A 24,680-nucleotide genomic window follows, 5' to 3' on the forward strand; every position below is an offset into this window, starting at 1 on the left:
GCATCAATTAGAACTCATGCCAATAATGGTAGAGATTTTTTCAGTGGAACCTCACTACTCAAATAAAAGGTGCTATGAATGCCAATTCCTGCATATTTATTTTTAACTGATGAAAATGGCGTCGCCATCAAAGGTGGTGTTAAGGTTTTAGGACGGGAAGGAAGCATTGAACTTCTGAGTTTTAATCATGGGGTATCCGTTTTGTTTGACGGGAACAGAGGCAGATTAACGGGAGGCCGTAAACATCATGCAATGATGTTGGAGAAGGAGTTTGATTGCTCATCACCTTATTTATTTCGGGCAGTTTGTAATAACATAAAACTAAAATCTGCTATCATTAAGTGGTACCAAATAAATGACGCGGGGCAAGAGCAAGAATTTTACAATATGACAATGGAAGATGTCGTAGTGACAAATATAAACCCCAAACTGCCACATGTGAAACATTCAGATCCGGACAAATTCACCCCGTGTGAAACTTTTGGTATTGCTTATGAGAAAATTACCTGGAAATTTATAGAGGGCAACATTCAGTTTACCGATGGATGGAGCTGGGGACATTTCGGTTAACCTCTTGAATATAAGTAATCTATTTAAATTAAACACGGTTGGGCTGATAATCAAAGCCCGGCCATCCATCCGGGCGTTGATATCTGTATTACTGCACGTCCCTCCTCGTCCCTTCCAGCCCAACCTTCAGTTCTTCTTTCGACATCAGCACACAATACGTCGGCGTGCCGCGTTCGAAGCGCCAGCCTTCGGAGAGCGAACCGGCGTCGACGGCGTCGAAACCAAAAGCATCGTATAAACCGGCCACCAGCTTTTTCGTTTCCGCGTTGTCACCTGCCAGCGGGAGTGCGCGACGTTGCGGGTCGCTGGCCGGTAAGCCTTCGTTTTCAAGATCGGTCATCCGAATCGAGTTGAACGCTTTGGTGATGGTCACACCCGGCAGGAAACCGGCGAGATATTCGCTGGTGGTGGTCGTGTGATTATCCAGCACGGGCACCTGACCGTCGCGATCCGGGTAGTAATTTACGGCATCGATAACCTGCTTCCCGGTGAGTCCGGAGGCCGGTAATTGCCCGATGGCAGTCAGCGGCACGGCGATCACCACGATGTCACCGAAAATTGCGGCTTCCGTAGCAGTTCCGATTTCACAACCAATCATAGGTTTCAGGCTGAACAGTGTCTGCGGCCCGCGTGAATTACTCAGCATCACCTGATGCCCCGCTTTAAGTGCCAGTTTGGCGACTGCGCGGCCGACAAATCCTGCGCCAATAATGCCTATTTTCATGATTTCACCTTTCATTTCGTTGCAGAAAGATAAAGAATAATTCGATACTCAGCGTTGATAAATCGCCATCATCGACATAAACAAACAACAAAAAGGAGTGAATCATGGACCGGTTAACCAGCATGAATGTGTTCGTCAGGACGTCCGAACTGGGCTCCTTTGCCGCCGCCGCCGAAGCATTGCGGATCTCTCCGCAGATGGTGGCGAAACATATTGCCCGGCTCGAAACGCGGCTGGGCACCGTACTGATCAACCGGACCACGCGCCGTCAGCATCTCACCGATATTGGGCGAAGCTATTATGAACGCTGCAAACGGGTGCTGGCCGAGGCGGAAGCCGCCGATGCGATTGCGCTGGACATGAAAGCTACGCCTTCCGGCGTTATCCGCGTGAATGCGCCGGTTACGTTCGGCTCTTCGGCGCTCGCGCCTTTTATTACGCAATATCTGGATAAATTCCCGGAAACGCAGGTTGAGCTGACGCTGACAGACCGGATGGTCGATCCGGTCGAGGACGGTTATGAGGTGATTTTGCGCATTGGCGAGCTCACCGACGGCCCGATGATTGCCAGCCCGCTGCGGCCTTACCGGCTGATTGCCTGCGCTTCGCCGGGCTATCTGGCGCAGAACGGTGTGCCGGATACGCCTGCCAGCCTGGCGCAGCATTCGTGTCTGGTTTACGGGATCTGGCCGCCGCAGGATCCGTGTCGCTGGATATTCAGCAAGGACGGGAAAACACATGAAGTCCACCCTGCCGGACGTTTACGCGCCAATGACTGGCGGGCCTTGCTGCATGCGGCGGTGAAAGGTTACGGCGTGACGCTGGGGCCGGAAGATGTGCTCAATGAGGAAATTACGCAAGGACGGCTGGTGCAGATTTTGCCGGATTACACCGGCCCTTCCCGGCCGATGCATGTTCTGACACCGGCCGGGCTGCGGCAAACTGTGAAAATTCGCTGCTTTACTAATGCGATCAAAGAGGCGTTTGGCTGAATCGCACTGTCATCATTTTACGCGTCGGCAGCGACAAAAACCGGAGGCTTAAACGCCGTCACATCCGGCAGTGGCGCATCCCAACGTTCAATTTCAATCCAGCAACTTTGCGCGGTACATCCCTGACCGAGGCGCGAACTCCCGCGATCTTCCGTCAGTACGTTCGGATTGCCGTGCTTATCGATGGAATCCGGCTGCGTTGGATCCTGCGGGTCATACCAGGCTCCCGTGGACATCTGCACCACGCCGGGACGTAAATCTTCCGTGATATGCACGCCCGCTAAAATCGCCCCGCGATCGTTAAAGACGCGCACGATGCTGCCTTCTGTGATACCGCGCGCATCGGCGTCCTGCGGGTGTAACCACAACGGTTCGCGATCCTGCACTTTGGTACCGCGGCTGACGGCTCCGTGATCGTACTGGCTGTGCAGACGCGTACGTGGCTGGCTGGAAAGCAGATGCAGCGGCCAGCGGGCGCTGAATGCCTGCTGTTCCTGCGCATCCTGTTCAAACCAGAATGGAAAACCGGGACATTCTTCGTAATCAAAGTCGGCGACGGTCTGCGAAAACAGTTCGATTTTGCCCGAAGGCGTGGCGAGTGGCGCGCCTTGCGGATCATCACGGAACGCTTTCAGGAAGATCTGCGGCGTGTCCGGCCGTGCATATTCCATTTTTCCCTGCTGCCAGAAATCTTCAAAGTCAGGCAGTTCGATGCCGTCAGCTTCGGCGCGCGGACGTGAAATTTCATAGATATGGCGTAGCCATTGCGCCGGGGCGCGCCCTTCGCTGAATTCCTCGCCAAAGCCCATTTTTGCGGCCAGTTCGGCGAAAATCTCGTAGTCACTTTTTGCCTCTGCAAACGGCGGAATATGCTGACGCATGGCAATCATAAAGCCGTCATTGCTGGCGCTGCCGATGTCTTCACGTTCAAGCGATGTCGTCACCGGCAGCACGATATCAGCGAATTTCGCCTGTGCGGTCCAGTACTGTTCGTGAACCACGACGGTGTCCGGTTTACGCCAGGCGTTGATCAGCCGGTTGATATCCTGATGATGGTGAAATGCGTTACCGCCCGCCCAGTACACCACGCGGATATCCGGGTACCGGCAATTTTTGCCGTCAAACTGATATTCCGCCCCCGGATTGAGCAGCATGTCCGAAAGCCGTGCGACCGGAATATGCTCGCTTACCAGATTTTTGCCCATTGGCAAACGCGGGCCGGAGAAAGTGCGGCGGTCAGAACCGGCGAGATTGGTCGAGGCATAGGCAAAACCCAGCCCGCCGCCCGGCGTACCGATTTGCCCGAGCAGTGACGCCAGCGCCACCGTCGCCCAGAAGGTCTGTTCGCCCTGCCTTGCCCGCTGCAATGACCACGCGATGTTGATCATCGTGCGCTTTTCCGACATCTCCCGCGCCAGCGCCCGGATGCTGTCCGCGCTCATACCGGTCAGGGATTCTGCCCATTCCGGCGTTTTGGCTTTGCCGTCTTTCACGCCGGTCAGGTAATCGCGATAGGTGTCAAATCCGACCGTATGGCTGGCAATAAAACCGGCGTTATAGCGGGATTCGTCGATCAGAACGTAGCTTAGCGCCAGCAGCAGCGCGGTATCGCTGCCTGGTTTGAGGGAAAGCCACTGTGCAGATTTCACCGAAGACAGGTCGTTCTTCACCGGGCTGACGTTGATAAAGCGCGTACCCGTTTGCTCCAGGGTCTGGAGCCAGTATTTCAGGGAGTGATCGTTCGCACCGCCGCCGTTAACCTGCGCATTGCGCCACGGCAGGCCGCCAAAAGCGACAAAAAGCTCACAATTTCCGGCCAGAACCGACCAGTGAGTATGTTGTTTTTGCAGGACATCCAGGTCGCCGATAATGTGCGGTAGCAAACGCTCGGCGGCGGCCAGGCTGTAAGTATTGGTGCTGCCGGTGTAGCCGCCGAACTGGTTGAAAAACCGGTGCATCTGGCTTTGTGCGTGATGGAAACGCCCGGCGCTCGACCAGCCGTAGGAACCGGCATAAAACGCGGAATTGCCGTGTTTAGTTTTCACCCGCTGAAGCTCGCCTGCGATAAGCGATAACGCGGTCTCCCAACTGACTTCCACAAACGGCTCTTTCCCGCGTCCTTCACGCGAGGCCGCGCCGGATTGTAAATAGCCGAGGCGCACCGCAGGGCGTCGGATACGGCTGTCACCGTCAACGCCACCGACCAGTGACTGGCCAATTTCAGACGGGTTGCGATCCCATTCCACCGGTTTAACAGATTTCAAAACACCGTCGTCCGTGGTGACGCGGTACGTCCCCCAGTGCATAACGGCCAGATCGTGATTGTTTTTCATTATTAGCAGGCTTTTATTATTGGCAAAAATGGGCAGGCAAAACTCACATTAACATGCCGGTAACGTGTTCGCTACGCGATCGATGTTAATGCTATTTTTATCATAACGTTATGGGGGAGTTGGATAAGTCTGGGGTGGGATTTTGGGTTTACCACCCAAACTGGCTTCAAGGAGCGCCTATCGCCGCGCCCGATGAAAATCCTGGCCTCTTTCACTGCGCGCGATAGCGCGTGTTGAAAAAGACGTGGAGATGCCAAAGAGGCCCCGTCCCGGGCCTCTTTGGTCGGTTTCGGCGTCAGCCGCTGAGCGATCACTGCAATTGAAAAACCGAAACTTTCCCGATCCCACTGTCGGTTAAACAACGCAGTGTTTATGCCTTCGAAAATGCCGTCGCCTTCCTCCCCGCCAGCGTCCCAAAGATGATGATGTCGGCCACGGCGTTGCCGCCAATCCGGTTTGCGCCGTGGATACCGCCCACGACTTCACCGGCAGCCCAGGCGCCAGGGATGATTTGTTTCTGGGCATCCAGAACCGCGGTGTCAGGATTGATGGTGACGCCGCCCATGGTGTGGTGAACGCCCGGTGCGATGCGGATTGCAAAGAACGGCCCCTGATTGAGCGGGTGACGCAGCGCAGTTGTACGGCCAAAGTCTTCGTCTTTTTTCGCGACCACGAACAGGTTATAGCGCTCCAGCGTGTCGGCCAGCACCTGCGGATCCATGTTCAGTTTGACGGCCAGTTCCTGCGGAGTCGGTGCGCTGAGCACAAAACCTTTAGCGATGTATTCGTCCGCCGCTTTGTTATTCGCCCGCACCTGCTCATCGAAGATAATCCACGCACTTTTCTCCGGCAGCCCGATAATTTCGGCGGAGACTTTGTCGCGGGTTTCCATTTCGTTGTAGAAACGGTGACCGGCCTGACTGACCAGAATCGCCCCGCCGCCGCGAATGGCTTCTGAAATCAGGTAAGACGTGGTTTGTTCGACCGTCGGGTGGATCTGGATTTCGCCCATGTCCACGGTATCTGCGCCCAGTTTTTGCAACATCGCGATGCCGCTGCCGGTCGCGCCCGCGTGGTTGGTCGTGACGAAACCGTCAAGATCCGGACGGTAGCTCACCACCATGTTGCGGTTGGCGCTGAAACCGCCGGTGGCAACAATGACGCTTTTCGCATTCAGGATACGGGTGTCATTGTATTCATCGACCACCTGCACGCCGGAGACTGCGCCGTTTTCGAACAGGATTTCCGAAACAGACGTTTCCAGCAGAACTTCGATTTCGCGTTTGTTGATGTTTTTCACCAGACCGCTGATGAGGAATCCGCCCACCGCAGAACGGTCTGCCGGACGGTGCGTGCGGTCGATGCTCATCCCGCCGGTGATGGTGATGTCGTTAAGTTCGATCTCTTTCGCCGCCAGCCATTCGATGGCTTCCGGCGCCAGTTCAACAAACTCACGCAGCAGTACCGGGTTGTTTTTAAACTTCCCGCCTTTCAGCGTTTCGTCATAGAACAGGTCTTTGCTGTCTTCTATGCCTTTGAGTTTCTGGAAGCGTGTTTCTGCCGCATTCATCCCGACGGAGGCTTTGATGGTGTTGCCGCCAATGGTCGGCATTTTTTCGATAATCACCACATGTGCGCCGTCGTCGTGCGCCTGAATCGCCGCCGCCAGCCCTGCGCCGCCGCTGCCGATGACCACAACGTCAAAGTTTTGCGGTGCCTGCGGGTTACCGCCTTCATCTATGACGTGTTCTTTGTTCGAGGTTGTCATGGCGCGTGAAACGGCTTTTTTCAGCGCCTCACTCTGCGTGGTTGCGCCGGTAATCGCATCAACGTGCGGGCTGTTGGCCACCAGCATGCGCGTACGCAGGCTTTCGAACGTGGTGGTGAAATCAACGTCCAGCGAGTCATCTTTGACCAGCTGAATATCGGTAATACGGTCAGTATCGAGCACCACGTTGATTTTCAGTTTCAGCGCTTCGGCTTCTACTTTCTCCTGATAAACGCCGGCCTTATATTTACGGCCGGTGACGCTGGTGTCGCGGATCATGGCATCGACCAGCGAGAAGCGCCACAGCGGTTCCGGAATATTCAGCTCTTCACGTTTGTGGCTGTCGATATACAGCTCGAGGTGATCGTTATTAATGATGCGGTCAGCCCAGTCCGGGTACGCGATGCAGGCTTTGCCCACCGCCACCAGATCAAAGCCGTGTTCCAGCGCGCTTTCGGCATCGGATTTATTCACCACACCGCCCACACCAATCACTGGCACTTTGGCCAGCGTCTCAGAACGCATGGCGCGGAATTTAGTGATAAGCGGCGTCGGGTCCTGGGTATCGACAATAGAAGGACGCAGCAGCTGGCCGACGGAGAAATGCACGTAATCCAGCCCGCGCGCGGCGAGTTTTTCCAGCAAGTACATCGTGTCGTCGAAACGAATGCCGGGCACTTCCAGCTCTTCCGGCGAGAAACGGTAGCCGATAATAAAGGAGGCGTCGGCGAAGCGTTTCGCCATTTTATGGGTGATTTCCAGCACTTCCATCGGGAACAGCGCGCGTTTGTCGCGGTCGCCGCCCCACTTATCGGTGCGCTGGTTGGAGTTCGGGGAATAGAACTGCTGAATCAGATACGTGTTCGCACCGTGGATTTCCACGCCGTCGAATCCGGCTTTAATCGCACGGTTCACCGCATCACCAAATTTGGTGATCATGGTTTCCACTTCTTCGCCGGTCAGTTCTTTCGGTGTGGTGGCACCTTCACGCGGCGCGGCGATAGCACTTGGCGCAACCGGCGTACGGCCCCCGATCAGTTCAGGTTCAACCATACGGCCGCCGTGATAAATCTGAAGGATCGCTTTCGACCCTTTGGATTTGATAGCATCCGCAATTTTTTTCAGGCCGGGAATTTTGTTGTCGCTGTCGATGGCAATCGCGCCCGGAAACGCCGGGCCTAAACGATCAATGAAGCAACACTCAACGATGACGGTCCCGATGCTGCCGGCGCGGTCGCGGTAATACTCCACCAGTTCGCTGGTGACTGTACCGTCGTAAAAGCCCGTACAGGTGGTCATTGGCGCCATCAGCAGGCGGTTTTTCAGCACCGCGCCGTTGGGCAGCGTCAGTGGCTTAAGGACCGGGGTGAGCTTATTCATGTTGATCAACTCCGCAATTTAAAAGTCTTGAATTTTCCGTGGCCGCATTACTTACCGTTAAATTAAGCAATCCGATGCAGGTGATGAATTTAAAAAATCGGTCTGATTTTTTGTTTACTTTTCTGTTTATGCGAATAAAGAAAAGGGCGATGTGGGTCGTTATAACGTTCGAGGGAACAGGAGTTGTTTATTTACCCGACATTAAATCAAATACCATCTCCAATTGTTATCGAGCGATTGACAAAAATCAACTTTTGATTAACATAAAAAATCTCACCTGATAAATCAGCAGGTTGAACCCGAAAACTGGCGTTTGTGAAATTTTACTCTACATTCTCATTAGCAGGACTTTTTGCCAAAAAATAACCACACAACTTACGGTGGTATTTTATTTAAATAATAATGACTTCGCGGGGTCATGCAGGTTACAGATAATATTTAGTTTTTAATCATCTCTTACTCAAAACATCATCTTTTTGTAATACGTGACAAGCTTCCGATAAAGAAAAATTCATGGATTTAAGATGTCGAAGTGAAATAGCAAAATGACTTTTTCGAATACGAAATCACGCATGGACAACCAGGGCGTAACGCTTCCTTTCAATCACGGGCAGACCAAACTATGAAACCCACAACGACTTTGAATGACCCCAACAAGGCTGCTCCGGCCTCTGCGGGGCAAAAAAAACGTCTGATCATGCTATTCCTGCCAGTTCTGGTGGCAGTGCTGTTGCTGCTGACGCCGGTTCCCGCCGGATTACAACCTTATTCCTGGCATTTCTTCGCCGTCTTCGTCGGGGTGATTGTCGGGCTGATTTTCGAGCCTTTGCCCGGTGCGGTGATCGGCCTGACCGGCGTGGTGGTCATCGCGCTGTTTGGCCAGTGGCTGTTATTCAGTCCGGCAGAACTGGCAGATCCGAAGTTTAAAATGCCGACCGAAGCCTTTAAATGGGCGGTCAGCGGCTTTGGTAACTCCACGGTCTGGCTGATTTTCGGTGCCTTCATGTTTGCCGCCGGTTATGACAAAACGCAGTTTGGCCGCCGTCTGGCACTGATTCTGGTGAAATATCTGGGTCGTCGCAGCCTGACGCTCGGTTACGCCATCACCTTCGCCGACCTGCTGCTCGCGCCCTTCACGCCTTCTAACACCGCGCGCAGCGGCGGGACCATTTACCCGATCATCGCCAACCTGCCGCCGCTGTATGGTTCCAAACCGAACGATCCGAGCGCACGTAAAATCGGTTCCTATCTGATGTGGGTTGCGATTACTGCGGCCTGTATTACCAGTTCGATGTTCCTCTCCGCACTGGCCCCGAACCTGCTGGCGCTGGCGCTGGTAAAAAGTATCATCGGTTTCAACATTTCGTGGGGGATGTGGTTCCTCGCCTTCCTGCCGCTGGGCGTGATTCTGATCCTCACCATGCCGCTGCTGGCGTACTGGTTCTATCCGCCGGAAGTCAAAATTAACGATGAAGTCCCGAAATGGGCGAAGGCTGAGCTGGAGAAACTGGGCAAGCTGTCGCGTAACGAAATCCTGCTGCTGATCTTCGTGTGTTCCGCCCTGCTGATGTGGATTTTTGCCGCCGCCTGGATTGAACCGGCGCTGGCCGCGTTACTGGTGGTGGTTCTGATGCTGTGGACCGGCGTACTGAACTGGAACGACATTACCAGCAACAAACCGGCCTGGAATACTTTTGCCTGGTTTGCCACGCTGGTGGCGCTGGCCGATGGGCTTGCGCGCGTCGGTTTCATCGCCTGGCTGGGTAAAGAAGGCGGTCAGTTGCTCAACGGTTTCGACCCGCAGGTCGCCGCTGTGATGCTGCTGATTGCGTTCTTCCTGCTGCACTACCTGTTCGCCAGTACCACGGCGCACACCACCGCGCTGTTACCGGCGATGCTGACTATCGCCGCTGCCATTCCGGGCATCAACATGCCGGTTTACTGCCTGATGATGGTGACGTCGCTGGGTGTGATGGGGATTATCACGCCGTACGGCACCGGCCCGAGCCCGATTTACTACGGCAGCGGTTATCTGCCGACCAAAGATTACTGGCGTCTGGGGACTATTTTCGGCGCCATCTTCCTCGGCGGCATGATGCTGATTGCCTATCCGTGGATGGTTCTGATGTTCTGATCAACGCCACGGCGTTATAAGCAAAAAAGGTGCACTTTTGTGCACCTTTTTTTATGGGCGGGATGAGTCCTGAATAGCGTTGGGGTTTTCCTGTGAAAAATAGTGTTCCACCAGAATAGCCGCACCGTCATCTATCGCCTTGTGGATCAGCTTCACGCAGCGTTTGCTGTCGCCGGTTTCCAGCGCCAGCAGCAGTTGCTCATAATTGTGCTTGCCCTGCGTCACCGGCGAAGACTGCGGATAGAGGTAATTAAAGCACGGGCCGATCTGCACCCAGAGTTGCTCGATCAGCGCCATCAGCGTCGGCATTCCGGCCATCTCATAAAGCGTAAAGCGGAACTCGCGGTTAGCCTCGAGCGCCTCTTCCACCTTGTTTTCTCTTTTGGCGGCCAGGAATTTTGCGTTCAGGTTTTTCAGCAGCGCGATGTGATCTGCGGTGACCCGCTCACAGGCCTGCGACACCGCAAGCCCTTCCAGATTTTTGCGGATCAGCGTGATTTCCTGATAGCGCAACTGGGGAATTTTGGGCACCAGAAACGCCTGCGCGGGCGTGGCATCCAGCGCACCGGCGGAGACCAGGCGCAATAATGCTTCGCGTACCGGCGTGACGCTGGTCCCCAGTTTTTCTGCAATCTCTTTCGTGACCAGTCGCGCGCCCGGCTTGAGTACACCGACAATCAGCGCTCCTTTCAGCTTCGCTTCAACCTGCATCGTCAGGCTGACACGCTGCGCTTTTTCCATCTCAAACATGTGACTTTCCTTTAGCAAAATTATCGATTTACTTTTTCAGTTTAAACTCTGGCTTGCCAAAAATACATTATATAGGATATATCATACATTAAGGAATTGAACATTGATTGAACGTTTTTCTAACGCACCGACTTCATTTAATTCCGTCAACCTTTCTGGCGGCTTCACTTTGGGAATGACCGTAATGAGAATACCTGCCTTCAAACTGGCGTCACTGGCTTTGCTCGTTGGCCTCGCTACACCCGCCGCGTTCGCTTCTGAACTGGTGATCGCGCAAACGACCTCTGCCACGGCAATGGATCCGGGTTTCCTGAAAGAATCCGCCACGCTGGTGGACAACCTCTTTGATACGCTGGTGCTGCGCGATGCCAATATGCAGTTGCAGCCGGGGCTGGCAACCCGCTGGAAATCACTCGACGACACCACCTGGGAATTCACGTTGCGTCAGGGCGTGAAATTCAGCGACGGCGAGCCGGTCAATGCGCAGGCCGTCAAATTCTCTATCGACCGTATCCTTGATCCCGCGAACCATGCGCCGACCATCTCTTATATCCGCACAATCAGGTCAGTGGAAGTCACCGGTGATTATCAGGTGAAAATTCACACCAGCGGCCCGGATCCGCTGTTGCCCACGCGTATGAGTCGCTACCCGACATACATTGTGCCACCGGCGTATGTCACCAAAGTGGGCGCGGCTGAATTTGCGCGTAAACCGGTCGGGTCCGGTGCGTATATCTTGCAGACGTTTATCCCCGACGAAAAAGTCGTGATGCAGGCCAATCCTGATTACTGGCGTGGTAAGCCCGCAATCGATACCGTCACCTGGCGGCCCATTCCTGAAGCTACCGCACGTATCACCGCCCTGCTGACCGGTGAAGTTCAGCTGGTAGATGGCGTTCCGGCCGATCTGGTTCCGGCGCTGAAAAACAAACCGGGCGTGCATCTTGAGCAGGTCAAAAACGGCGGCCTGACGATTTACCTCGGGCTGAAGAACGACCAGAAACCGCTGAACGACGTGCGCGTACGTCAGGCGCTTTCTCTGGCGCTGAACCGCACGGCGTATACCCGCGATTTACTGCACGGTTTCGGGACGCCAACCGGCACGATGGCCGGGCCGAAAGATTTTGGCTATGACGCGATCCCGGCACCGGCACAGGACGTGGCGAAGGCGAAATCCCTGCTGGCCGAAGCCGGTTATCCGCAGGGCTTTACCCTGAAGTTCCAGGCACCGCGCCGTTATATCGCCAGCGCCGATGTGGCACAGGCAGTCGTGCAAGATCTGGCGGCGATCGGCGTGAAAGCCGAACTGGAAGTCCCTGAATGGTCGGTTTATACCCAGCAGGTGGCGGCACAGAAACAGGCTCCGCTGTACATGCTGGCGTGGGGTTCCACACAGACGCTGGACGCCGATGCCGCGCTGTATCCGATTCTGCATTCCGGCGAACCCTATTCGACAGTGAATTCTCCGGAACTGGATGCCCTGCTTAACAGCAGCCGCACCACGGTTGATCCGGCAAAACGCGAGAAGATTTTGCAGCAAATCCAGCAGGTTGTAGCCGTGCAGCAACCGCTGATCCCGCTTTACAAGGAAGATTCTCTGTACGCCAGTGCGGATAACGTGACCTTCAAAGGCCGCGCCGATTCCCGCATTCCGCTGTTCGACCTGAGGCTTAAATGATTTCACTGCGTTCGGTTTTGCAGAGAAAACCCCGTCGTCGCTTTTATGGCGACGGTATTCTCGGCGGCCTTTTGCTGTTGCTGGTCATCATCCCGGCGCTTCTTGCGCCGTGGTTACCCTTGCCGGATCCGTTGAAGAACGATCTGGCCGCGGCATTTTCTGCGCCCGGCAGCCAGCATTTGCTCGGCACCGATCAGCTGGGGCGCGATTTATTGTCACGTATTCTGGCGGGTACCCGCCTTTCGCTGATGGTGGTATTGCTTGCGGCGGTGATTGCGGCGGTGATCGGTTCGGTGCTTGGCATGATTGCCGGATACGTGGGCGGCTGGCTGGACGCGCTGATCATGCGCCTGATGGACATTCAGCTGGCGGTGCCGTTTATCCTGCTGATCTTACTGGTGATGGCACTGTTCGGCGCGTCGCTCACCAACATCATCCTGATCATGGGTGTCACCAGCTGGGCGATTTACGCCCGCGTGGCGCGCGCCAAAACGCTGGAAATTCGCGAGCTGGAATATATCGAATCCGTCAAAGCCATGGGTTTTTCGACGCCGCGCATTTTGCTGCGCCACGTTTTACCCAATCTCATGACGCCGCTGATTGTGCTGCTGACGCTGGATATCCCGCGGCTCATCGTGCTTGAAGCCTCGATTGGTTTTCTCGGCATGGGCATTCAGCCACCAACGCCGACGCTGGGAAATCTGATCGGCGAAGGCCGTTCTTACATGCTGCTCGCACAGTGGCTGGTGCTGTATCCGGGGCTGGTGATTGCCGCGCTGGTGATCGGCTGCAACCTGCTCGGCGACAGCCTGCTGCGCAAAACCCACACGAGGCTCGACTGAAATGCTGCGTTATATCCTGCAACGCCTCGGGCAATCCGTGCTGGTGATGTTCGGCGTTTCCCTGCTGATTTTCTACAGCCTGCATCTCACCGGCGATCCGGCGGCGGTCATGATGCCGCCCGGCTCGAGCCAGCAGGAAATCGAAAATTTCCGCCATAGTATGGGCTTTGACCGCTCGCTGATCTGGCAATACTGGCATTACCTGACCGGCGTTTTACACGGCGACCTTGGCGAATCCCTGCGCTACAGCCAGCCGGTCACGGAGTTAATTGGTCAGCGCGTTCCCGCCACGCTGCTGCTCGCCGTCAGCGCTTTGCTCTGGAGCACGGTTGCCGGTTTGCTGCTCGGTATCGTCAGCGCGCTGTATCAGAACACTGCGTGGGATTTGCTGTCGCGCCTGCTGGCGTTCAGCGGTCAGGCAATTCCGGTTTTCTGGCTGGGCCTGCTGCTGATTATCGTATTCAGCCTGAACCTGCGCTGGCTGCCGTCCGGCGGCTATGGCAGTGCCAGTCAGCTCATCATGCCCGCGCTGAGCCTCGGCGCGTATTACATGAGCGCAATTGCCCGCCTGATCCGCGCCAGCCTGATTGACGTGATGCAGCAGGATTATATCCGTACCGCGCGCGCCAAAGGGCTGAGTGCCTGGCGAATTGTAGTGCGCCACGGATTGCGCAATGCGCTGATCCCGGTCATTACCGTTCAGGGCATGTATTTCGCCTCGCTGCTCGGCGGCGCGCTGGTGACGGAAATCATTTTTGCCTGGCCGGGCATTGGCCGCCTCGCCGTACAGGCCATTCAGAACCGTGATTTCCCGCTGGTACAGGCCATTGTGCTGCTGGCCGCGCTGGTGTTCGTCGGCATCAACCTGATTATCGACCTGCTCTATGTGGTACTGAACCCGAGGATCCGCCTGTGAGTATTTCCATTACGCCCGCGATTTACCCGACGCTGGATTTGCTGTCTGCCATCACGCCGTTTGCCAGCGTTGCAGGCCAGATTGATCAGCAACGCGCGCTGGCGCAGTGGCTGGAAGACTGGATCCGTACTGAACTGGGCGGCGTGCCGGTGCTGGCGGTAAGTGAACAAACCGTGCAAAACGCCCCGCCGCTGGTGCATATGCGCATTGACCGGCAGGCGGAAAAAACGCTGGTGCTTTACAACATGTATGACGTGATGCCCGCAGATGACGCGGGCTGGGAATTTCCGCCGTTCAGCGGCGGCGTATCTGAATGGCCGGGCGTCGGCGAAGTGTTTATTGCGCGCGGTGCCGAGAACAATAAAGGCCCGCTGGCGGGCATGCTGATGGCACTGAAATCACTGTGCGACAGCGGAAAACTCAGCGCCAATATTGAAATTATTCTGGAAGGCGAAGAAGAAACGGGCAGCGGCCAGCTGCGCCGCTATCTGGCGCAGGATCCTTGCCCGGTTTCAACCGCCAGCGCGGTCTTTTTCCCGTCGCTGTGCGAATACGGTGGCGGCGAGCCGCGCGTTTATCTCGGATTCAGCGGGCTGAGCGGCGGACGGTTAAAAGTCAGCGGCGGCAAATGGGGCGGCCCCTCCGCGGCGATTCACGCCAGTAACGCTAACTGGATCGCCAACCCCGTCTGGCGGCTGGTTGCCGCGCTGAACGCCATCGCGCCCGCGCATAACAGCGGCGTGATTGCCCGGCAGGTGATTGATGAAGAAGCCAACCGGCTGCTTTGCGCACTTGCCGCGCAGTTCAGCATCACCGATGAATTACGGTTCCGCCGCAGTGAAACCTTATCCGTCAGCGGCGATACGCTGGCCTGCCTGCAACAGCTGATCAACGGCGCGGTGCTGAATATTTCGGAAATCCGCAGCGATCCGCTGGAGTCACGCGGTGTCATTCCCCGCAGCGCCAGCGCCGAAATTGCGTTGCGCGTTCCGCCGGGCATTGACGGTGAGAACCTGCTGGCCGTGATCCGCCAGACGCTCGCCCGCCCGGAATTCGACGGTGTGGAACTGGAACTCGACGACAGTTATCCCGGCCACCGTTTTGCTCATAACAGCCCCGGCGTGGATGCCCTGCTCACCAGCTACGAATTACAGGGCGCGAAGCCGCAGATCTGGCCATGGGCACCCGGCTGCGCACCGGCTTACACCTTCGCGCGCGTGGCACCGGCCTTTCTGATTGGGGGGCTTGGCCACGGCGGCAACGCGCACGGCGTGAACGAGTTCGTCACCCTGCACGGGCTGGAACGTTTTCAGCAGTCGGTCACTGAATGGATCACTCTGTTCAGCGTGGAACCCCCTTTTTCTACACCGGCGGTTTAGCCGCCGGTGTTTTGCGTCAACTCCCGGGAAAGTTTTAAAAATAAACCAGCAGGATATTTACCATGAAACAGTCCGATGATTTTGAAAGAGTTTCACTGGGGTTCTTCCCCACGCCACTTGAACGCCTGACCACATTAGGTGACTCACTTGGCGTCACGCTGGACATCAAACGCGATGATTACACCGGTTTCGGCGGCGGTGGCAATAAGGTCCGTAAGCTGGAATATCTGATGGCCGATGCCTGCCGCAAGAACGTGGATGTGGTGATCACCACCGGCGGACATCAGTCAAATCACGCGCGTATGGTCGCCGCCGCCGCGCGTAAGTTCGGCATGAAACCGGTGCTGGTGCTGCGTGGCAATCAGCCCGGGACGTATCAGGGCAACCTGCTGCTCGACAAACTCTTTGGCGCAGAGCTGGAGTTTCTCGATCCGGACGGCTATTTCACTCAGATTGAAGGGGCGATGAACGCCCATGCTGACGCCGCACAGGCGCGGGGTGAAAAAGCTCTGATTATCCCGCTGGGCGGTGCCACACCACTTGGCGCACTGGGTTATGTCCGCGCCATCGAAGAAATGGACGCTCAGCTGAAAGAGCGCGGCGAACCTGCGTCGGACGTCATCGTCGCCCCAACCGGCTCCGGCGGGACGCTGGCCGGATTGTACGTCGGTGCGCGCCGTTACTGGCCGCACACCAAAATTGTCGGTATCAGCGTCAGCGCCAAAGCCGACTGGTTTCAGACCCGCATTTCAGCCATGGCGCAGGATTGCGCTGACCTGCTCGAGTGGCCGCAAAGCTGGACGCCGGAAGATATCTGGATTGAAGACGGTTTTGTCGGCACCGCCTACGGTGTGCCTTCTGACGGCGGTATCGATGCCATTTACCGTGTTGCACAGGCCGAAGGTGTGTTGCTGGATCCGGTTTACACCGGCAAAGCGATGCACGGCTTAATCAGCCTGACGGAGCAAGGCAAAATCAGCGCCGGTTCACGGGTGATTTTCGTGCACTGCGGCGGCTCACCGGCGCTTTATCCGTTTGCACAAACGTTGCTGGAGCACTGAATATGACATCCGGTTTTCGCACACTGAACCGCGCGGACGTGGTGGCGCTGGGCGGCACCGATCCGCAGGCTGCGCTGGAAGATATCTGTGACGTTGTCACGCTGATGCGCCAGAATACGGCGCAGATGCCTGCGGAAACCCACGTCAGTTTAGGCACGCCGCGCGGCAAAGCCTATGCCTTGCCCGCCAGAGTTGGCGGGCGGTTTAACGCCGCCGGGGTAAAATGGACCGCACATCGCCCGGATGCTCAGGACCCGTTCCCGCAGGCGATGGCGCTGACGCTGATTAACCGCGCCGATAACGGCCAGCCGCTCGGGCTGGTGGAGAGCGGCGCGCTGACCGCCACGCGCACCGCAGCGGTGTCGGCCCTTGCGCTGCGCCATGCCGCGCCGCGTCCGGTTCAGCGCGTGTTACTGCTCGGTGCAGGCGTTCAGGCGATGGCGCATCTCGACATGCTTCGCCAGCTTTTCCCCCATCTGCACCAGGTCAGCTGGTGGGATCGCAGTGCGTCTGCGTTGCCGGTGGATACCACGCAATTCCCCTGGCCGCTGATTCGGGTTCCCGATCTTCACAATGCGCTGGCGCAGGACGCTGACGCCGTGATCACCTGCACCAGCGCCGCCGAACCGCTGCTCGGGCCGGAAGCGATCCGCGCCGGTCGTCTGGTGATTCAGGTTGGCTATCACGAAGTGTCTTTCGCAGCGATTAACCGCTCGACGCGCGTGCTGGTTGATTTATGGGGAGATTTCTGTGAAACCAGCGCCAAAAGTCTGTTTCAGATGTACCGCGCCGGAAAATTCCTGCCCGAACACGTGGACGCCGATTTAGGCAATCTGCTGCTCGACGGCTGGCGACCGGCGGCTGATGACAGCGTGTATTTCTCCCCGTTCGGCCTCAACGTTTTTGACATCGCCCTCGCATCGCGCGTACTAAAACTCGCCGCCGAACGCGGAACGGGCACGCTTTTATCGCTTTTCCCGGAGTAAGACTTTGGCTGTTTATCCTTTACCCGCACAAAATGTTCTCAATCACCGGCGGCTGATCGGTGCCGCAGAGCTGTTGTCGCGCCGCCAGCTTGGGCAGGAATTTGCCCTGATTGACGTCCGTGAATTCTCACAGTGGCAGGCCGAAACGTTGCCCGGCGCACTTCATCTCAACGTGTACGATTATTTTATTCCCGACAGCACCGTTGCAGGCATCCGGGGCATGGCGGATGCCTTCCACCGGGCATGGCAACAACTGACGATCAGTGACAACGTCACGCCAGTATTCTTCGAACAACAGGTGGGTATGCGTTCCCCGCGCGGCGCATGGTTTGCGCAGTTCGGCGGCATCGACAATGCGCTGATACTGGACGGCGGACTGGACGCCTGGGTACAGGCAGGCGGCAAATTACAGCCCGGCACCGGACGCAGCGCGGTGGTCAGCCCGGACAGCCCGGACGCTTTAAACTCCCCGGTTTATCATAAGGACCTGACTGCCACGCGCGATGAAGTGCTGAACGCGCAGGCCAGTGGCGCACAAATTCTGGATGCGCGTCGCCCGACGGAATTCAGCGGTGAATTTGCGCATGAATGCTGCCATCGCGCAGGCCGGATCCCCGGCGCGAAACTGCTTTTCTGGGAAGATGTGGTGCAAAACGGCGCATTTCTCAGCGCAGAGGAAATCCGTCAGCGGGCAGAAGCCGCGGGCTTATCGCCTGACCGGCGGGTGATCATTTATTGTCATCGCGGCGCGCGGGCGGCTACGGTGTACACCGCGCTTCAGCTGGCCGGTTATCGCCAGCTGGCGGTGTACGTGGGGTCATGGCATGAATGGGCGGAACACCAGGAACTGCCGATGCTGACGGGCTGTTAACCCGCCCGACGCAGTTGCAGCGCCCGCGTGATATCGGGCGCGGCGGCCAGTAAGGTTTGCGTATAACGATGTTGCGGCGCACGCAGAACCCGCGCCGTATCGCCGCTTTCCACGATTTTCCCGTGATACAGCACTACCACGCGATCGCACACCTGTTTCACCGCCGCCAGATCGTGACTGATAAACAGCACAGTCAGCCCGAGCTGCTGGCGTAAGCGATCCAGCAGCGCCAGAATCTGCCCGCGTACCGAAAGATCCAGCGCCGAAACCGCTTCATCCGCCACCAGTAATTCAGGCTCCAGCGCCAGCGCACGGGCGATTGCCACACGCTGGCGCTGACCGCCTGAAAATGCGCCGGGCAGGCGGCTGGCGTGATGCGCTTCCAGCCCGACGAGTTTCAGTAATTCTTCTACCCGCGCCTGTATCAGTGCCGCAGGCCGCAGTTTATACACGCGCAGCGGTTCGGCAATCTGCTCGCCGATAGTAATTTTTGGATTCAGGCTGGCGTAGGGGTCCTGAAAGATAATCTGCGCACGGCGGCGCATTTTTTGCCGCGTCCCGTGGCTGGCCAGTGTCAGCGATACGCCGTCAAATTCGATATCGCCGCTGTCGGTGTCCGTCAGGCCAATGATGGCGCGCCCGAGTGTGGTTTTGCCGGAACCGGATTCACCGATCAGCCCGAGAATTTCACCCCGGCGGATATCCAGCGTGGTCGGGAAAAGCACCGTCTGACGCTTAGCCGGAACAAAGGGCAAACGCTGCGCCTGCGGATAACTTTTGGTCAGCCCGCGCAACCGCACCAGCGGCGAATCCGCGCTGATTTCACCGGTCTTTTCACGCGGCTCCGGCTGCGACGCGCCAATCAGTTTGCGGGTATACGGCTCCTGCGGATCCGTCAGCAACTGCGCCACCGGCCCCTGCTCGACCAGATATCCCTGATGCATTACGTAAGCGCGGTCGGCGTAACGCGCCACCACGCTCAGGTCATGCGTAATCAGCAAAATGCCCATGTCCATTTCCTGTTGCAGTTCCTGCAACAGCGTCAAAATTTGTGCCTGAATGGTGACGTCCAGCGCCGTCGTCGGCTCATCCGCAATCAGCAACGCCGGTTTACAGCTGATGGCGCTGGCGATCATCACCCGCTGGCGCATCCCACCGGAAAGCTGGTGAATATACTGCTTTGCCCGTTGTGCCGGGTTCACAATCCCGACGCGATCGAGCAATGCTACCGCTTCGCGATGTGCCTGTTTCCAGCTCAGCTGCTGATGGCGAACCAGAACCTCGGCAATCTGCTCCCCGACTTTCAGCACCGGATTCATGCTGGTCATCGGTTCCTGAAAAATCATCGCCAGCCGTTTCCCGCGCACCGGCGCGTCAAAGGGGGTGTTCGGGCTGGCAATCTTCTGATCATCGAGCCAGATTTCACCGCCGTTCATACTCACGCCGGGCGGCAACAGCCCCATCAGTGCCAGCGAACTCAGGGTTTTCCCCGAACCGGACTCACCGACCAGCGCCACAATTTCACGGCGGTTTACCTGCAATGAAACCTGCTTTACCAGCGGTAAACCGGCGGCGGTATGAAGGGCAAGAGAGCGGACATCAAGAAGCGGTCTGGCAGTTGTCATGTGCAAATCCGGCGAAGAAATGAACTTAGAGAATATATCGTATATCTTAAGGTAACAACCCGAATGCAGGGCCTGGGTTAGACAGATTTGTACGGGGTTATGCCCGTTTGGTTGGTGGACACAAAAAGACCGGCCCTATTCCGCCGGTTCATTTCGCTCCCGTTTTAATGCTCAGACCTGCGCCATCCCGCCGTCGACGAAGAGTTCGACGCCGTTGATAAAGCTGGCGGCATCAGAGGCCAGGAATGCAACGGTTTTGCCGATTTCTTTCGGTTCACCCAGACGGCCTAACGGGACTTGTGCGGCCAGCGCATCGAACAGGCCCTGACGGTGTTCTTCAGGAACCAGGTCGCCTAAGCCCGGTGTGCGGACCGGCCCCGGGCTGACGACGTTGACGCGGATGCCGCGGTCTTTCAGATCCAGTGCCCATGAGCGGGCAAAGTTACGCACGGCGGCCTTACTGGCGCTGTACACACTGAAACTCGCCGTGCCCAGCACCGACGTAGTGGAGCCGGTCAGGATGACCGATGCGCCATCGGTCAGCAGCGGTAGAGCTTTCTGAACCGTGAATAATACGCCGCGAACGTTGGTGCCGAAAATCCGGTCGAAGTGTTCTTCGGTGATGCCGCCCAGCGGTTGCATATCGCCGCCACCGGCGTTGGCGAACAGAATGTCCAGACGTCCTGCGGTTTTGGCGATTTGTGCATAAACCGCATCAAGGTCGGCCAGAACGGAAGCGTCGGCGCGGATACCCGTTGCCGCAGCGCCGATTTCAGCGACGGCGGCGTCCAGTTCTGCCTGACGGCGGCCGGTGATAAAGACCTGCGCGCCCTGTTCTGCCAGCTCTTTCGCTGTACCCAAACCAATGCCGCTTGTCCCGCCGGTGACCAGTGCAATTTTACCGTTCAGTGGAGTTGTCATTTTTCATTCCTCAAAGTCAGATCAGGTTAAGTAAAGTGGCCTGAGGTAGGTGACCATTGTCGGCCGCCTCAGGCATGGCGGTAATTTAGCGCCCGACGGTTTATTGAAAAATAGCGAAAAATGAAAATGACTATTTCTGTGCGTGTATAATCAAAACATCGGATAACCGGCGGGAAAAGCGTGTGGATCAGTTAACGGCAATACGGGCGTTTGCCCGGGTGGTTGAGGCGGGCAATTTCACCCGCGCGGCGGATTCTCTGGATATGCCCAATGCGACGCTGAGCAAAATGGTGCAGGAACTGGAGGCACATCTTGGCGTGCGGTTGTTACAGCGCACCACACGGCGCGTGACGGTGACGCCGGAAGGCAGTGAATATTATGAGAAAACGGCGCGCATTCTGCGCGATCTCGACGATGTCGATACGGCCTTTAACGCCGTGCGCAGCAAGCCACGCGGGCTGTTGCGCATTGACGTCGGCGGTTCAACGGCACGCGATGTGCTGATCCCGGGACTGGCTGATTTTATGACGCGTTATCCCGAAATCCGTCTGGATCTGGGCGTTTCTGACCGTCCGGTTGATCTCATCAGTGATAATGTGGACTGCGTGATACGCGGCGGGCCGCTGGACAACTCTTCGCTGATTGCCCGCAATATCGGCCATGCGACGCTTATCACCTGTGCGACACCGGCTTATCTGAAAGCCTTCGGCACACCGGCTTATCCCGATGAATTGAAAAACGGCCACCGGCTGGTGAGTTATCTTTCACCGCAGAATGGCCGGGCTTTTCCGTTTCGTTTTGAACGCGATGGCGGGAAAACGGAAATTAAGGTCGATCACCGTATCGGCGTGAATGAAAGCAACGCCCATCTGGCGGCCGGACTTGCCGGTCTGGGGATTATCCAGACGTTCAGCTATTCCATTTGCGAGGCGCTGCACCGCGGAACGCTGGTGGAAATCCTGACAGAGTGGCGGCCTGCACCCTATCCGTTCCATGTGGTCTATCCGCAAAACCGCCACGTTCCGCATCGCCTGCGCGTGTTTATCGACTGGCTGGTGGAAACCTTTCCGCCCAAAGTCAGCGGTCAGCTGCCAGCAATACAGAGCTGAAAATCGGACAGCAGGCCGCCACGTTGCTGGCAGATAAAATTGAAGGATTGCCGGTGGCGCAAAGCGTGGTGGATATCGGTTTTACGCTGATTGCAAGAGGTTCAGCGTAAAACCGTTGAGGCAAATTTTCAGGATTCGAACATTTCCGCGCCGATATACGACCCTTCTTTCGGCGCAGGCGGCACAAAGAAGATCCCCGAACCGATGTGGGAAATGTATTCGTTCAGCGCATCGGAAGAACCCAGACGGGTTTGCAGCGCTTCAAACTGCGCGGGATCTTTCTGATAACTGATAAACAACAGGCCGGCGTCCAGCTGCGCCATGTTATTCAGACCGTCCGTGTAGTTGTAAGAACGGCGTAAGATTTTGATGCCCTGATTATTTTCATGCGACGCCAGACTGATGTGCGCGGTCGCCGGAATGATCAGGTTTCCGTCTGCATCCTTCTTCTTAAAATCAGGCGTATCAAATTCCTTTGTGCCGGTTAACGGCGCACCGGAAACTTTGTGGCGTCCGAACACATTGTTCTGATCACTGACGCGATCGGTGTCCCAGCTTTCAATGTGAATTTTGATTTTACGCACGACCTGATAACTGCCGTTTTGCTGCCACGCGGGGCCACCGTCTTTGATCCAGACATATTTGTCGAAATCAGCTTTCTCGGTGATGTTGCGCGTGCCGTCCTTGAAGCCGAACAGATTGCGCGGCGTGGACTGCCCTTTTCCCGCAGACGCACGACCAAAGCCCATGACCGTCCAGCGGGTTTGGGCTGCGCCGGTGCTTTTGGCAATACGCGCCAGATCGCGGATGGCGTGATACGCCACCTGCGGATCGTCCGCACAGGCCTGTAATGACAAATCACCGCCGGTCAGTTCCGGCTGCATATCGTCACTCGGCAACTGCATCAGGTTACGCATCAGCACCGGTTTGTGCTGCGTAAGCCCGAAGGTGTCCGTGAAGACGCGCGGCCCCAGACCGACGGTCACCGTCAGTGACGCCGGGCCGAGATCCATTGCCTCACCGGTATCCATCCCGACGCCGCTGTCACGGGCAGGTTCAACCTGACCGATGGTGCCGCCTTTCATCAGCTGCGCAATTGCCGACGACCAGCGCGCCAGCAGAACCTGCAAGTCCTGACGCGCAGACGTTGTCAGATCAAACGTCATATACATGATATGACGCTGCGGCGGCGTGCTGATCCCCACCTGTCCTTCGTGACCGTAAAAAGAATACTGACGGGAAAGGTCAATTTTATCTTCCGGGTCGCGGGCGGCCGTGGCCTGCCCGTGCGCATAGCTGACCGTTGGAATAGCCAGAGCACTGGCGCCAGCCACTGCTCCTTTCAGCAATTCACGACGAGAAAACTTACCGGCCTCCCTGGCCGGATGGAGTTTGTCGCTCATTCATCAGGCTCCTTTATTCGCCGCCACTTTCTCAGCGATTTTGGACAGTGGTTCCTGCAACGCCTGAATGGTGCGGCTCAGTTTGGCGGCATCAGACGCTTTCAGTTCAGCCGTGTAGTATTTGTATCCGCCCGGGACTTTAGGATCACGATAGGCTTCCAGCATGTCGTGAACGGCAGCGAACTGCGCGGCAACCTGTTTAGTCAGCTCCGGATCAATTTTTTCCAGACCCGGTTGCAGGTAAGCAAATGCCTGCTGCGCGCCTTCGACGTTACCGGCGAAATCCACCAGATCGAAGTGGCTGAATGCCTCTTCTTCCCCGTTGATTTTGGTGTTTTGCACTTCTTCCAGCAGGTCGGCTGCGCCGTTAGCCAGATCTTCCGGTTTGTAGGTCAGCGCTTTGGTCAGCGCGTCCAGACGCACCACGTTCTGCTGCAATTCGGTGGACGTTTGTTTGGTTTCGGCGGTGATTTTGCCCTGACCGAACAGGTCACGTTCGATGGCGTGGAAGCCGTGCCAGCCCGCTTTCGGATCCAGATTGGAGGCACGCATGTCGATCAGGTAATCCAGATTCCCGGCGTTATCGGTCGCCTTGAAGCCCGGCAGAATAAACCCGTTCACGTCAGATTCGATACGTTCGTAGAACGGACGCGCTTTGGCGTAATCAGCTTTGGCCGTCGCCAGATCGCCGGCATCGATATCCGCTTTCAGGCGGTTAACGGCCACGACCATCGCGTCCACCACGCCATTCACATAGGTCGCGTAATCTTTGGTGCCCTGCGCCAGAATGGTGGCGGTGCTGCCCTGCGGCTGCGCGGCGCTTTTGCCGGTCACGGTGAAGTCGATCAGTTCACGTTTCGCGCCCGGGCAATAGATTTGGTATTTGCCGCCATCGAGCGTCAGGGTGAATTTCACCGCTGGCAGCCCCGGCGCGAGGTTCTCTTTTTCGCCCAGAATACGGTTGTTGCTCAGCAGTTCTAATTCGGTGATCGCCGTCGCGGTTTTGTTCACCACGTTAAACGTCACCGGGCCGGCTTTCGCAGAATTGTGATCCACTTCGCAGGTGCCGTCTGCGGCGCTGGTCATGGTGATATTCACTTCAGAAACGCCGTTTTTCACCGGAGCCGCTGATGCCGCATTGGCAGGCGCTTCCACGGAAAACATCAGCAATGCCGTCAGACCCGCGGCCGTCATCAGAGAATCTTTTTTCTTAAACGTCTTAATGCGCATAAGTTTCC

Annotated in this window: 19 protein-coding genes and 1 pseudogene; 12 read left to right on the top strand and 8 right to left on the bottom strand. The window is 56.7% G+C overall.

Annotation, left to right across the window (positions count from 1 at the left end; genetic code table 11):
* Nucleotides 1–78 precede the first annotated feature (78 nt).
* Nucleotides 79–570, top strand: a complete 492-nt coding sequence (locus J1782_RS10380) for a type VI secretion system tube protein TssD (protein WP_217153100.1) — start codon at nucleotides 79–81, stop codon at nucleotides 568–570.
* A gap of 88 nt (nucleotides 571–658) precedes the next feature.
* Here the strand turns inward: J1782_RS10380 and J1782_RS10385 are convergent, their stop codons facing one another.
* Nucleotides 659–1,294 carry an NADPH-dependent F420 reductase gene (locus J1782_RS10385; RefSeq protein WP_217153101.1) on the bottom strand — a complete coding sequence of 212 codons (636 nt, stop codon included), beginning with the start codon at nucleotides 1,292–1,294 and terminating at the stop codon, nucleotides 659–661.
* 104 nt (nucleotides 1,295–1,398) lie between these two features.
* Here J1782_RS10385 and J1782_RS10390 point away from each other — a divergent pair, with 104 nt between their 5' ends.
* Nucleotides 1,399–2,286, top strand: a complete 888-nt coding sequence (locus J1782_RS10390) for a LysR family transcriptional regulator (RefSeq protein ID WP_217153102.1) — start codon at nucleotides 1,399–1,401, stop codon at nucleotides 2,284–2,286.
* A 17-nt stretch (nucleotides 2,287–2,303) separates the two neighbouring features.
* On the opposite strand, the gene J1782_RS10395 is transcribed toward J1782_RS10390, so the two are convergent.
* Both J1782_RS10395 and J1782_RS10400 read right to left on the bottom strand, forming a co-directional pair.
* Nucleotides 2,304–4,619 carry a molybdopterin-dependent oxidoreductase gene (locus J1782_RS10395; RefSeq protein ID WP_217153103.1) on the bottom strand — a complete coding sequence of 772 codons (2,316 nt, stop codon included), beginning with the start codon at nucleotides 4,617–4,619 and terminating at the stop codon, nucleotides 2,304–2,306.
* Between the two features lie 370 nt (nucleotides 4,620–4,989).
* On the bottom strand, nucleotides 4,990–7,767 hold the full coding sequence (locus J1782_RS10400; RefSeq protein ID WP_152327168.1) for a flavocytochrome c: 2,778 nt from the start codon (nucleotides 7,765–7,767) through the stop codon (nucleotides 4,990–4,992).
* A gap of 622 nt (nucleotides 7,768–8,389) precedes the next feature.
* Between J1782_RS10400 and J1782_RS10405 the strand changes: the two genes are divergently transcribed.
* Nucleotides 8,390–9,901, top strand: a complete 1,512-nt coding sequence (locus J1782_RS10405) for an anion permease (RefSeq protein WP_217153104.1) — start codon at nucleotides 8,390–8,392, stop codon at nucleotides 9,899–9,901.
* A 51-nt stretch (nucleotides 9,902–9,952) separates the two neighbouring features.
* Here the strand turns inward: J1782_RS10405 and J1782_RS10410 are convergent, their stop codons facing one another.
* The gene (locus J1782_RS10410; RefSeq protein ID WP_208952202.1) at nucleotides 9,953–10,651 is read right to left on the bottom strand and encodes a GntR family transcriptional regulator; all 699 of its coding nucleotides are present in this window, start codon (nucleotides 10,649–10,651) and stop codon (nucleotides 9,953–9,955) included.
* 184 nt (nucleotides 10,652–10,835) lie between these two features.
* Here J1782_RS10410 and J1782_RS10415 point away from each other — a divergent pair, with 184 nt between their 5' ends.
* The 7 genes from J1782_RS10415 (at nucleotide 10,836) to J1782_RS10445 (ending at nucleotide 18,384) form a co-directional block, all read left to right on the top strand.
* A complete protein-coding gene (locus J1782_RS10415) occupies nucleotides 10,836–12,329 on the top strand; it encodes an ABC transporter substrate-binding protein (RefSeq protein WP_217153105.1) in 1,494 nt (497 codons plus the stop codon).
* Nucleotides 12,326–13,171 carry an ABC transporter permease gene (locus J1782_RS10420; RefSeq protein WP_152327164.1) on the top strand — a complete coding sequence of 282 codons (846 nt, stop codon included), beginning with the start codon at nucleotides 12,326–12,328 and terminating at the stop codon, nucleotides 13,169–13,171. Before J1782_RS10415 ends, J1782_RS10420 begins: the two co-directional genes overlap by 4 nt.
* A gap of 1 nt (nucleotide 13,172) precedes the next feature.
* Nucleotides 13,173–14,087, top strand: coding sequence for an ABC transporter permease (locus tag J1782_RS10425; RefSeq protein ID WP_101076528.1), 915 nt, complete (start codon nucleotides 13,173–13,175; stop codon nucleotides 14,085–14,087).
* Nucleotides 14,084–15,466 (top strand): M20/M25/M40 family metallo-hydrolase, encoded by a 1,383-nt coding sequence (locus J1782_RS10430; RefSeq protein WP_217153106.1) that lies wholly within the window; start codon nucleotides 14,084–14,086, stop codon nucleotides 15,464–15,466. The genes J1782_RS10425 and J1782_RS10430 overlap by 4 nt, the downstream gene beginning before the upstream one ends.
* A gap of 62 nt (nucleotides 15,467–15,528) precedes the next feature.
* Nucleotides 15,529–16,527 (top strand): 1-aminocyclopropane-1-carboxylate deaminase/D-cysteine desulfhydrase, encoded by a 999-nt coding sequence (locus J1782_RS10435; RefSeq protein WP_217153107.1) that lies wholly within the window; start codon nucleotides 15,529–15,531, stop codon nucleotides 16,525–16,527.
* Between the two features lie 2 nt (nucleotides 16,528–16,529).
* Nucleotides 16,530–17,513 (top strand): ornithine cyclodeaminase, encoded by a 984-nt coding sequence (locus J1782_RS10440; protein WP_217153108.1) that lies wholly within the window; start codon nucleotides 16,530–16,532, stop codon nucleotides 17,511–17,513.
* A 4-nt stretch (nucleotides 17,514–17,517) separates the two neighbouring features.
* Nucleotides 17,518–18,384, top strand: a complete 867-nt coding sequence (locus tag J1782_RS10445; protein ID WP_254303041.1) for a sulfurtransferase — start codon at nucleotides 17,518–17,520, stop codon at nucleotides 18,382–18,384.
* Here the strand turns inward: J1782_RS10445 and J1782_RS10450 are convergent.
* Entirely contained in the window at nucleotides 18,381–20,009 is a 1,629-nt protein-coding gene (locus J1782_RS10450; protein WP_217153109.1) for an ABC transporter ATP-binding protein, read from the bottom strand. The genes J1782_RS10445 and J1782_RS10450 overlap by 4 nt on opposite strands.
* Before the next feature lie 171 nt (nucleotides 20,010–20,180).
* A complete protein-coding gene (locus tag J1782_RS10455) occupies nucleotides 20,181–20,930 on the bottom strand; it encodes a glucose 1-dehydrogenase (RefSeq protein WP_152327158.1) in 750 nt (249 codons plus the stop codon).
* Nucleotides 20,931–21,112: 182 nt separating this feature from the next.
* On the opposite strand from J1782_RS10455, the gene J1782_RS10460 reads away from it, so the two are divergent.
* Nucleotides 21,113–22,039, top strand: a complete 927-nt coding sequence (locus J1782_RS10460; protein WP_152327157.1) for a LysR family transcriptional regulator — start codon at nucleotides 21,113–21,115, stop codon at nucleotides 22,037–22,039.
* A 2-nt stretch (nucleotides 22,040–22,041) separates the two neighbouring features.
* A pseudogene (locus tag J1782_RS26370) lies at nucleotides 22,042–22,149 on the top strand (GntR family transcriptional regulator); the annotation flags it as partial.
* 18 nt (nucleotides 22,150–22,167) lie between these two features.
* Here the strand turns inward: J1782_RS26370 and efeB are convergent.
* Nucleotides 22,168–23,442 carry an iron uptake transporter deferrochelatase/peroxidase subunit gene (gene efeB / locus J1782_RS10465; RefSeq protein WP_208951658.1) on the bottom strand — a complete coding sequence of 425 codons (1,275 nt, stop codon included), beginning with the start codon at nucleotides 23,440–23,442 and terminating at the stop codon, nucleotides 22,168–22,170.
* A 3-nt stretch (nucleotides 23,443–23,445) separates the two neighbouring features.
* Complete coding sequence (gene efeO, locus J1782_RS10470; RefSeq protein WP_217153110.1) at nucleotides 23,446–24,672, bottom strand: iron uptake system protein EfeO; 1,227 nt, start codon at nucleotides 24,670–24,672, stop codon at nucleotides 23,446–23,448.
* Nucleotides 24,673–24,680: the final 8 nt, after the last annotated feature.

This window comes from Rahnella sp. BCC 1045, from assembly GCF_019049615.1.
Taxonomy (GTDB): Bacteria; Pseudomonadota; Gammaproteobacteria; order Enterobacterales; family Enterobacteriaceae; genus Rahnella; species Rahnella contaminans.